This window comes from Pseudomonas nabeulensis (assembly GCF_004682045.1).
GTDB lineage: Bacteria > Pseudomonadota > Gammaproteobacteria > Pseudomonadales > Pseudomonadaceae > Aquipseudomonas > Aquipseudomonas nabeulensis.
Genome location: NZ_QUZT01000008.1, coordinates 119,035 through 129,495, shown reverse-complemented (window position 1 = coordinate 129,495; position 10,461 = coordinate 119,035). Strand labels below are relative to the sequence as shown.

Genomic DNA, 10,461 nt, shown 5'->3' with positions numbered 1-10,461 from the left:
GGTCTGGCCACACCGTCCTTGAATCGATCAGTTCTCAGCACTGATCAGTTGTACAGAAGGTTTGTGTCCCCTTCGTCTAGTGGCCTAGGACACCGCCCTTTCACGGCGGTAACAGGGGTTCGAGTCCCCTAGGGGACGCCACGATTACCCGCTCTGCGGGATTTTTAAGGGTCATTCAATTATTGAATGGCCCTTTTGTTTGTCTGGCGTTTGGCCAATTCCCTTATCTCTCCTTTTTCTCTCCTGACCAATGGTCGTGCCTGTCGCTTGCCAAATATTATTATGGTAATAATATTCAACCCATGAGAAACGGAGGCTTTGATGAGCGATAAAAAAGCACAAACCCGCGAACGCATTTTGCAGGCCGCCAGCGCTGCGTTGATCCAGCGTGGCCCGGCCGAGCCCAGTGTGGGCGAAGTCATGGGCGCGGCGGGGCTGACCGTCGGCGGCTTCTACGCGCACTTTGAAAGCAAGGATGCGCTGATGCTGGAAGCATTCACCGAGCTGCTGGCCAGGCGTCGCGCCTCGATTGATGACATGGATGCGCAATTGACCGGCGAAGAGCGCAGGGCGCTGGTGGCGGCGTTCTACCTGTCGCGCAAGCACCGTGACTCCACTGAGCAAGCCTGCCCGATTCCGGCAACGGTTGGCGAGATGGCCCGCCTGCCGGAAGAATTTCGCCATGCACTGAACGAACACTGTGAACTGATGGCCGCCCAGCTCGCCGCCACCCCGGAAGACACCGACAAAGCCCTGGCCGACATGGCGCTGATGATCGGTGGCCTGGCCTTGGCCCGTGCATTGGGGCCGGGTGAGTTATCTGACCGTGTGCTGCGCGCCGCCAAATCGGCCGTGCGCTAACAGAGGGCTTGCAGGATGCGTACGCTGACCTGGATCCGTCGCTTCAACGGCACGCTGGGTCGACTGGCACCGCAAACGGTAGCCAACAAGATGCGCCGTGCCTTCATGACCCCGCGCGATCTGCCGCCGCGTGATTGGGAGCTGCCGCTGCTGGCGCAATCGGAGCGCATCACCTTGCGCTTCGGCTTGTCGGCGCTGCGTTGGGGCCAGGGGCTCGCGGTGTTGCTGATGCACGGTTGGGAGGGGCGCCCTACGCAGTTCGCCAGCCTGATCACGGCGTTGGTCGACAACGGTTACTCAGTGATTGCCCTGGACGGCCCCGCCCACGGTCGTTCGCCGGGGCGTGAGGCCCACGTGCTGTTGTTTGCGCGCGCCATGCTGGAAGCCGCGGCCGAGTTGCCACCGCTGCATGCGGTGGTGGGTCATTCCATGGGCGGCGCCAGTGCGATGCTGGCGGTGCAGTTGGGCCTGCGTACCGAAGCGTTGGTGAGCATCGCTGCGCCATCACGCTTCCTCGATGTGCTGCGTGGTTTTACCCACATGGTTGGCTTGCCGCCGCGAGCGCGCTCGGTATTTATCCAGGAAGTCGAATTTGCCATGGGTATGCCGCTCAAGCATTTGGATGTCGCTCATTACCAGATGAATATACCCGGGCTGATTGTGCATGCCGAGGACGACACCTTTGTGCCGGTCAAGGCTTCCCAGGCCATCCACGAAGCCTGGTTCGACAGCCGCCTGCTGCGCCTGGAGCAGGGCGGTCACCAGAAAGTGCTGGCCGACCCCCGCGTGATCGACGGCGTGCTGGCGTTGTTGGCCGGCCGCCGTCTACAGGAGCGGCAAACCGCCTGATACACTGCCCCGCCGACATTAATCGACTGGGAGCAACGCATGGGCTGGGATTTGGCAACGCCGTTCATCATCGACCTGCAGGTCGCCGCCGAGGATATCGACGGCCTGGGGCACGCCAATAACGCGGTCTATGTGTCCTGGCTCGAACGTTGCGCCTGGCGCCACTCCCAGCGCCTGGGGTTGGACCTGACTGAATACCGCCGCCTCGACCGCGCCATGGCGGTGGTGCGCCATGAGATCGATTACCTCGCCGCTGGCTACGAAGGCGACGAGCTGCAACTGGCCACCTGGATCGTCGACTGGGACCAGCGCTTGAAGATGACCCGCCGCTTCCAGCTGTTCCGCCCCCGTGATGGCGTGACGCTGCTACGCGCACAAACCACCTTCGTCTGCATCGAGTTGTCCACCGGCAAGCCCAAGCGCATGCCCGCAGAATTCCTCGACGGTTACGGCCCCGCCCTGACGGGGGGTTAACGGTTGCCGTAGGAAACCCAGTAAACTGCGCCACGATTTTTGTTGAGTGTTTTCCATGCAAATTGCTTTGGCGCCCATGGAGGGGTTGGTCGACAACATCCTGCGGGACGTGTTGACCCGCGTGGGCGGTATTGATTGGTGCGTGACCGAATTTATCCGCGTCAACGACCGCCTGCTGACCCCTGCCTACTTCCACAAGCTCGCCCCGGAACTGCTGCACGGTGCCCACACTGCGGCGGGCGTGCCGTTGCGCGTGCAATTGCTCGGCTCCGACCCGGTATGCCTGGCGGAAAACGCCGCCCTGGCCTGCGAGTTGGGCTCCGAGGTGATCGACTTGAATTTCGGCTGCCCGGCCAAGACCGTGAACAAATCCCGTGGCGGTGCGGTGCTGCTCAAGGAACCGGAACTGCTCAACCAGATCGTCGAGCATGTGCGCCGCGCTGTTCCGGGCCATATCCCGGTGACCGCCAAAATGCGCCTGGGCTTCGACAGCCCGGACGGCGCACTGGTCTGCGCTACGGCGCTGGCCGAAGGCGGCGCGGCACATATCGTGGTGCATGCGCGGACCAAGACCGATGGCTACAAGCCGCCCGCCCACTGGGAGTGGATTCCGCGCGTGCAGGATGTGGTCAAGGTGCCGGTGTTTGCCAATGGTGATATCTGGAGCGTCGAAGACTGGAAGCGCTGCCGTGAAGTCAGTGGTGCCGAAGACATCATGCTGGGCCGTGGCCTGGTGGCGCGTCCTGACCTGGCGAAGCAAATCGCCGCAGCGCGCGCGGGGGACGAAGTCGTGGAAATGACCTGGGCAGAGATGCAGCCCATGCTCCAGGACTTCTGGACACAGTCGGTCGCACAACTGACGGAAAAGCAGGCGCCGGGCCGATTGAAACAATGGCTGGCCATGCTGACGCGCAATTACCCGCAAGCGGTGGAGCTGTTCACGGCCCTGCGTCGGGAGACTGACTTGGAACAGGTCAGCCGCCTGCTGGGCATGCCCCATCCGATTGCAGCCTGAGTGTTTTCGATCGCATCAGGGCGCCCATGGGGCGCCTTTTTTTGTGCCTGACGATTAGGGACGGCGGCCGGACGCGTTCGGATAAAACGCACATTTCCTTGGATGAATCCTCTCGATTTTTCGCAGTTGGCAGCTTGTGGTTACTTGTGCGGTTGGAACCTGTTGGGGTGACTCGCCACTGATTAAGTGCGCTGAACATGATCAAGACTTCCTAATTCGTCAGGGGGCATGTTTAAGGTTGATTTCAAAATCTACCAGTCAAGGAGTAAGAGATGCTAATTGCAAGTGTTCAATGTAATACGCAAGTTGGGGTTTTGAATGCGGGTAGTCATGCCGATGGCGTTACCCCTCAAACAGTCACCACGCTTAAGTCAAGTGTTGTACCGATCAAGCAAGTAGGTGGAGTTCTAAACGTTGTTGATGCCGATAATTTGCCGAGCGCTGCGAATGATAGTCATGCGTTCATCTTGGCACTTTTTAAAATGCTCGACTTCGGCGTGGCATTGCTTAAGAGTTGGTATCTACCCGAGCCGTCGCCTCCCGTAACACCTGTAGTTCCTCCACGGCCCAGTGTGGTTGTGCCTGATCTGCCTTTGCCTAATATTCCTAATAGGCCGGTTCAAAAACCCAAGGATATCTGGGGCGGTTTCAGGCAGGGCCCCGACGGCAACTGTGTGACCGTCTCGGCCATCAAAGCCGCGATGATGAGGTTTGGCCAGAAACCCACGGATATATTCACCGAGGTCAAGCCTTTTAGTGGAGGTTATGAGGTTGTGATGAGGGACGGATTCAAACTTCAACTCAGTGAGTCTGAACTGCAAATGGGCATCCGGGGCTCACAGTTTCAAGGTTACGATCAGGAAATGCTCAGGGACGCCCATTTCTTATTTGCGGTCAGCGCCAAGAGAGCGCAGATGGAAAACAATGACGGCACTGCGGCGCAAAGTTTTAACCAGGCGATAAAGACGTTGAATGATGGCGAGTATTCTCGCGAAGGGTTATTGCGTCTGGGGTTGAAGAACCATATTAAAACAGTGCCGTTATCGGATTTGCTTAATGGCATGATCGGTACAATCGAGCGGCGCGGCCATTCCGTTGCAGTCATTGAAGGAGTGGAAGAGCTTTGGGGTAAGCGCGGTAGTACGCCTTATCAGCCCGAGACGATTACGGGTCTTGTCTAAGTTCGCTATTAGTCATTCTGATAAACCATTAAGTGAAGATTACACCATGATAGGTTCTACGCATTCGGCTGGCCTTTATTCTGCATTGGACGCAACCAGCACCTCGACGACTATTGGTAATTGCTGCCCAGTCAATCGGCCATCGATAGAAGACACGAAAAACCGGCCTTGTTTACCGCAACGCCCACCTATTCTTCCGCCAGAACCCAAGCCTCCCGTCGAGCCCCCCAAGCCAAGTGGCGTTCTCGCTTATATAGAAGAGACTATCGACTGGACCAGCTTCGCAAGCAAACTCAGCGACATTTTATCGGGGCTTAAGCAACTGCCTGGCTGGATGCGCTGGTTTTAATCCGTCAACAGCACCCTAAACCCCTCAATCGGCACCGGCCGACTGTGCAAATACCCCTGGAACAAATGGCACCCCTGCTTCTGCAGAAACGTTAGTTGTTCCGGGGTTTTCATGCCAGTCGCACGGATGACTTCCGTATCTTCCAGTTGTTTCGCCTCCCCCACAAAAACAGAGTACAAACTTTAGGAAAAGTGGCTCATGAATGCCTCAATATCGAATTCCTTTGTCTTTACACCGCCTTCGCAACACCTGTTCCCGGTCGAGCAGCTTATCGCGGATGAAAAGGACAATCCGAAGCGTTGGGTCAGCGCTTTTGGCGTCGCCGAGCGGCGCTTTGGTGAAACCTTCGACACCAGCACCCATGCCGCCGTGATCAAGATGATGATGGCGACGCTGGGCCCCACGCCTGCGAATATGTTTAATCAAGTCGTGCCTTGCGATAACGGTTATGCCGTGACGATGAAGGATGAATTCCAAGTTTATATCTCCCAGGGTGAGCTCCATCAAATTGCGCAGGCGTCGCGGTTCAACGGCGATGACACGGAAGTGGTCAGAGCTGCCAACTTTGCCTTGGCGGTTTTTGTGAAGCGAAAGCAAAGCGTGGGCGGCTATGACAGTTTTGAGGCTGCCCTGGCGACGACCCTCGAGGGTGAAACTACCTTCAGATGCTTGAAGGGCATGGGGGTGTACGGGCTTTGCCAGTATGTGTCGCCGAGCGAAATGGTTGGCCAGGGTGTAGTAGCGGTCATGGGGGTACGTAATAAAGGCAGTGCGTTGGTGGTGGATGGGGTCGGGCAGGACCATGGCCAAACATTGCAGATAGGCAAAAACTATGGTTTCAGGATGTTTGCCGGCCCGCCGCGGCCTAGCCCGCTCATAGACAAGGCACCTGCAAGCAATAAGCCTGAAGACATATGGCGCGGCTTTTATCAGGGGGCGGAGGGCAATTGCGTGACCGTGTCGGCGATCAAGGCGGCCATGATGCGATTCGGGCAAAGCCCTCGCGACATTTACAGGCAGGTCACAGAAGTGGAGGGCGGTTTCGAGGTGATCATGCGAGATTCCTTCAGGCTTACGCTGACCCACGACGAGTTGGGCAAAGCCAGAATTGCTTCGAACTTCGTTGGCAATGATACGGCGCTTGTGGAGGATGCCAACTTCTTGTATGCCGTGAGCGCGATACGCGCGCAATTGGAAAACAACGATTTCCGCGCCCGAAAGAGTTTCGACGTGGCGATGGAGACGCTCAACGATGGCGAGATGCCCGGCGAGGCACTGCGTCGGCTTGGACTGATTGCCTATATCCGGCAAAGCGATATAGACGAGTTGGCGCAGGGCGCCATTGGCACCCTGGCGGATAATAATCATTCGGTAGTGGTGGTTAACGGTGCAATCGACTGGTACGGAGAAAAGCAGACACTGCGTTCATCGCCTGGGAAGGGGTTAGGTCTCTGGGCGCTCAAGCTCGTCTGACGGCTATCCCAGAAGCCGTCTGAACCCCTCAATCGGCACCGGCCGACTGTGCAGATACCCTTGGAACAAATGGCACCCCTGCTTTTGCAGAAACGCCAGTTGTTCCGGGGTTTCCACGCCTTCGGCGATCACTTCCAGGTTCAAGCTGCGGGCCATTGCGACAATCGCGCGGATGATTTCCGCGTCGTTAGGGTCATGGGTCGCATCGCGGACAAAGGATTGGTCGATCTTCAGCGCGTCCACCGGCAGGCGCTTGAGGTAGGTGAGCGATGAGTAGCCAGTGCCAAAATCGTCCATGGCAAAGCTGACGCCGAGTTTTTTCAAGCGGCGCATCTTGCTGATGGTGTCTTCGAGGTTCTGGATCACAATGCCTTCGGTGATTTCCAGTTTCAGCAGGCTGTAGGGCAGCGAATGCTGCCTGAGGCTGCGCTCCACCCGTTCCACAAAGTCGTTCTGGCGGAACTGCCGGGGGCTGATGTTCACGCACAGGCTGAAATTCAGCGGGTCCACCAGGCCATCGGCGACGAGCTGCTCAAAGGCCGCGCAGGCTTCATCGAGAATCCAGGTGCCAACTTCCAGGATCAGGCCGCTGTCTTCCAATACCTTGATAAATTCCGTGGGCGACTGTGCGCCCAGTTGCGGGTGCTGCCAGCGCACCAGGGCTTCGGCACCGACGATGGTATTGCCGCGTGCGTCTACCTGCGGCTGATAGTTCACGCTGAACTCGCCGCGCGACAGGGCCAGGCGCAGGTCGGTTTCCATGCGCAGGCGCTCGCTGGCGGTCTTCTGCATGCTGTTGTGGAACATCTGCGTGGTATTGCGTCCCGAATCCTTGGCGCGGTACAGAGCGATATCGGCGCGCTTGAGCAAGTCTGCCGGGGTGGCGCCATGATCCGGGATGAGGGCCACGCCGATGCTCGGTGTGACCTGCAATCGATGGCCATCCAAAAACATCGGCTCCGAGAGCAGTTCGCGCAGGGTGTCGGCCAGTTCCTGCACCTGGCCGCTGACTTCCGAGCGCGAGCCGTCCAGCCCGCTGAGCAGTACCACGAACTCATCGCCCCCCAGGCGCGCCACGGTGTCTTCCATGCGCACGCTGGCTTCCAGGCGTGCGGTGACGATTTTCAGCACTGTGTCGCCCACCGGATGGCCGAGGGAATCATTGATGTGCTTGAAGTGGTCGAGGTCAAGGAACAGCAGGGCGCCGCGCAGGTTGTGGCGTTTGAGCAGGGCGATCTGCTGGCTCAGGCGGTCCATCAGCAGTGCACGGTTGGGCAGGTTGGTCAGCGGGTCGTGGTAAGCCAAGTGGCGAATCTGCGCCTGAGCATTTTTCAACAGGCTCACGTCCCGCGCCGTCAGCAGCAGGCAGGGCGTTTCATTGAGGGTGATCGGCTCCACCGACACTTCTACCGCCAACACCTCGCCGCGCTTGTTGTGCCAGAGCATTTCCAGGTGATGAATGCGTCCCTTGATCTGCAGTTCGGCCAAGAGCGCAGCGCGTTGGTTCTCATCGGCCCAGATTCCGATCTGGTACAGCGTGAGGCCAATGGCCTCTTCGGCGCGATAGCCGGTCAGGCGGCAGAAACCATCATTGACCTCCACATAACGGCCAGTGTCGCGCTCGGTGATGGAGATGGCGTCGGGGCTGGAATGGAAGGCCTTGGCGAACTTCTCCTCGCTGGCCTTGAGCGCGGCCTCCGAACGTTGCTGCTGGGTGATATCGCGCAGCGTGGTGACGATGCATGGCTGGTCGCCCACCTTGATCAGGCGGCTGGAGATCACACAGGTCAGGCTCTGGCCGTCTTTGTGATGCGCCACGATCGCCACGTTGCTGAGGGCTTGCTCGCGAATCACCCGTTCAATACGTTGCAAGCGCTTGCTCGACTCATCCCACAGGCCGATGTGCTCGGCGCTTTTACCGATCACCTCGGTGGCCGTCCAGCCAAAGGTCTGGGTGAAGGCGGGGTTGATTTCGATGAAGGCGCCGCTGTCCAGGTCGGTGACGCAGATTGGGTCGGGGCTGGCCTGGAACAGGCTGGCGAATTTTTCTTCGGAGGCAGTGAGGCGTTGTTCGCGTTCCACCTGGTCGGTGATGTCCAGCAACGTGCCGGCCATGCGCACGGGCACGCCTTGTTCGTCGCGGTACAGGCGCGCACGGCTTTCCAGGTAGCGTGAACTGCCATCCTCCATTTGCACGCGGTACGTCAGTTGATAGTTGCCGGCCGGGCCTTCGCGCAGGGTGCGGTAGGCGTGGCGCATGTTGTCGCGTTCTTCGTTGGGCATGCCCTCGAAAAACGCGTCGAAGGATTCGTGGAATGGCTCGGGGGGCAGGCCATGCAATTGGGCGGCGCGGGCCGAGCCATAGAGCATGCCGGTGGGGATGTGCCAGTCCCAGGTGCCCAGTTGCGCGGAGTCCAGGGCCAGGTCGAGGCGCTCCTGGCTATCCTTGAGGGCTTGCTCGGCGTTCTTGCGGTCGGTGGTGTCGAGGAAGGTGCTGATCAGGTAGGCCTCGCCGTCCAGCTCGACTTTTTGTGCGCTGAGGGTGCCGTCGTGGATCTGGCCGTTGCTGGCGCAGAACTGCACCTCCATGGTGATCGGCTCGCCCTTGCGTTGGGTGGCCTTGACCAGTTGCGTGCGCTGTTCGGGGTGACGCCACAGGCCCAGGTCAAGCGTGGTGCGGCCGATGACGTCGGCGACGGGCCAACCGAAGTGGATCTCGAAATACTGGTTGGCTTCGCTGATTCGTCCGTCGGCCTGGCGGGTCAGCAGCACCATGTTCGGGCACAGGTGAAACAGCGTGGCGAAGCGCTTTTCGGAGTGCCCGAGGGCATTTTCCCGTTCGCGTTGCAGCGTGATCTCGCGGATCACGCCGATCATTCGGCGCCTGCCGGCTTTGTCTGGCGCCAGGCTGCCGTTGATTTCCAGCCAGTGGTAGGTGCCGTCGGGCCATTGAATGCGATGGCGCATGGCCTGGTCGAACGGCTCGCCGGCCAACACCGCATGAAAGGCGCGAACCACGCGGGCGCGGTCGGCCGGGGCCAGCAGGTCGAGGTAGTCCAGGTCCTTGGGCAAGGGCTGGCGGGGATCAAAGCCGAATAACGCCTGGGTGCCCCGCGACCAACTGATCCGCCCCGTGTCGATTTCCCAGCACCATGCACCCAGGCGTGCCGCGTTGAGGGCTGCCAGCAATTGCGGGGCACTGTCCCAGCTCTGTTCCGCCTCTTGGGGGTCGAGGGCGTAGATGCGGGGCAGCGGTGGCACGGAATCGACGGGGTTGCGCATTAGCAAAGGGCCTTGGCTCGATGGGCGTAAGGCGCGGTTTTATTCAGACCTTGAGGCCGCACAGCTTCATGCCGGTATCCCTGGCAGATCGACCTGTGCATCCAATAGGCTCATGAAAGCCCGCGCAGCGTTCGACAGCGTCCTTTCGGTGTGCACGATATAGCCTAGCTGGCGACTGAGCTGTATGCCCGGCAAAGCGATACTTGCCACTTGATCATCGAGCATGGTGCGCGGCAGCACGCTCCAGGCCAGGCCGATAGACACCATCATCTTGATAGTTTCCAGGTAGTTAGTGCTCATCGCGATATTCGGCGTAAGGCCCTGGGCTTCGAACAGTCGACTGACAATATGGTGCGTAAAGGTGTTCCCGCCGGGGAAAACCGCCGGGTGCCCGGCAATATCGGCCAGCGTCACGGTGCCATTGAGGGTCAGGCTGTGTTCCGGTGCGACGACAAAATCCAACGGGTCATCCCATACCGGGGTGGCGCGCACCAAATGATGAGGGTCGGGTGCCAGGGTGATCACCGCCACTTCAGCGCGGCCGTGGAGGATTTCTTCGTAGGCCACTTCCGAATCGAGAAACTGAATATCCAGGGCGACGTTGGGGTATTCCCGGGTAAACGTACGCAGCACCGGGGGCAGGCGGTGCAAGCCAATATGGTGGCTGGTGGCCAGGGTCAGGCGCCCGCTGACTTCGCCGGTAAGGTTGGTGAGGGCGCGACGCGTGTCGTCCAGCACGTTCAGAATCTGATAAGCCCGTGGCAGCAAGGCGCGCCCGGCCTCGGTCAGGCCGACTTCACGGCCCAGGCGATCAAACAGGCGCACCTTCAATTGTTGCTCCAGGCCGGCGATGCGCTTGCTGATGGCCGGTTGGGTCAGGTGCAGGCGTTCGCCGGCACCGGAGAAGCTGCCGGTCTCGGCGATAGCGATAAAAGCATTGAGGTTGGCCAGGTCCATTGTTGTATTCCAGTTGGTAA

At 59.5% G+C, this 10,461-nt stretch carries 8 protein-coding genes and 1 tRNA gene; 7 read left to right on the top strand and 2 right to left on the bottom strand.

Annotated elements, in window-relative coordinates:
* The first annotated feature begins 65 nt into the window (after window positions 1–65).
* From DYL61_RS06980 to DYL61_RS06945, 7 genes are all read left to right on the top strand, one after another.
* Window positions 66–141, top strand: a tRNA-Glu gene (locus tag DYL61_RS06980).
* 180 nt (window positions 142–321) lie between these two features.
* Complete coding sequence (locus DYL61_RS06975) at window positions 322–861, top strand: TetR/AcrR family transcriptional regulator (RefSeq protein WP_135307750.1); 540 nt, start codon at window positions 322–324, stop codon at window positions 859–861.
* Window positions 862–876: 15 nt separating this feature from the next.
* Entirely contained in the window at window positions 877–1,710 is an 834-nt protein-coding gene (locus DYL61_RS06970) for an alpha/beta hydrolase (protein WP_135307749.1), read from the top strand.
* Window positions 1,711–1,749: 39 nt separating this feature from the next.
* Window positions 1,750–2,184, top strand: a complete 435-nt coding sequence (locus DYL61_RS06965; RefSeq protein ID WP_135307748.1) for an acyl-CoA thioesterase — start codon at window positions 1,750–1,752, stop codon at window positions 2,182–2,184.
* Between the two features lie 55 nt (window positions 2,185–2,239).
* Window positions 2,240–3,199: a tRNA dihydrouridine synthase gene (locus DYL61_RS06960; protein ID WP_135307747.1), complete on the top strand. Its 960-nt coding sequence runs from the start codon at window positions 2,240–2,242 to the stop codon at window positions 3,197–3,199.
* A gap of 272 nt (window positions 3,200–3,471) precedes the next feature.
* Window positions 3,472–4,380, top strand: a complete 909-nt coding sequence (locus DYL61_RS06955) for a hypothetical protein (protein WP_238704542.1) — start codon at window positions 3,472–3,474, stop codon at window positions 4,378–4,380.
* Between the two features lie 547 nt (window positions 4,381–4,927).
* A complete protein-coding gene (locus tag DYL61_RS06945; RefSeq protein WP_135307745.1) occupies window positions 4,928–6,202 on the top strand; it encodes a hypothetical protein in 1,275 nt (424 codons plus the stop codon).
* A 3-nt stretch (window positions 6,203–6,205) separates the two neighbouring features.
* On the opposite strand, the gene DYL61_RS06940 is transcribed toward DYL61_RS06945, so the two are convergent.
* Together DYL61_RS06940 and DYL61_RS06935 are read right to left on the bottom strand one after the other, a co-directional pair.
* Window positions 6,206–9,484, bottom strand: a complete 3,279-nt coding sequence (locus tag DYL61_RS06940; protein ID WP_135307744.1) for a sensor domain-containing protein — start codon at window positions 9,482–9,484, stop codon at window positions 6,206–6,208.
* Window positions 9,485–9,550: 66 nt separating this feature from the next.
* Entirely contained in the window at window positions 9,551–10,441 is an 891-nt protein-coding gene (locus DYL61_RS06935) for a LysR family transcriptional regulator (protein ID WP_135307743.1), read from the bottom strand.
* Between the last annotated feature and the right edge of the window lie 20 nt (window positions 10,442–10,461).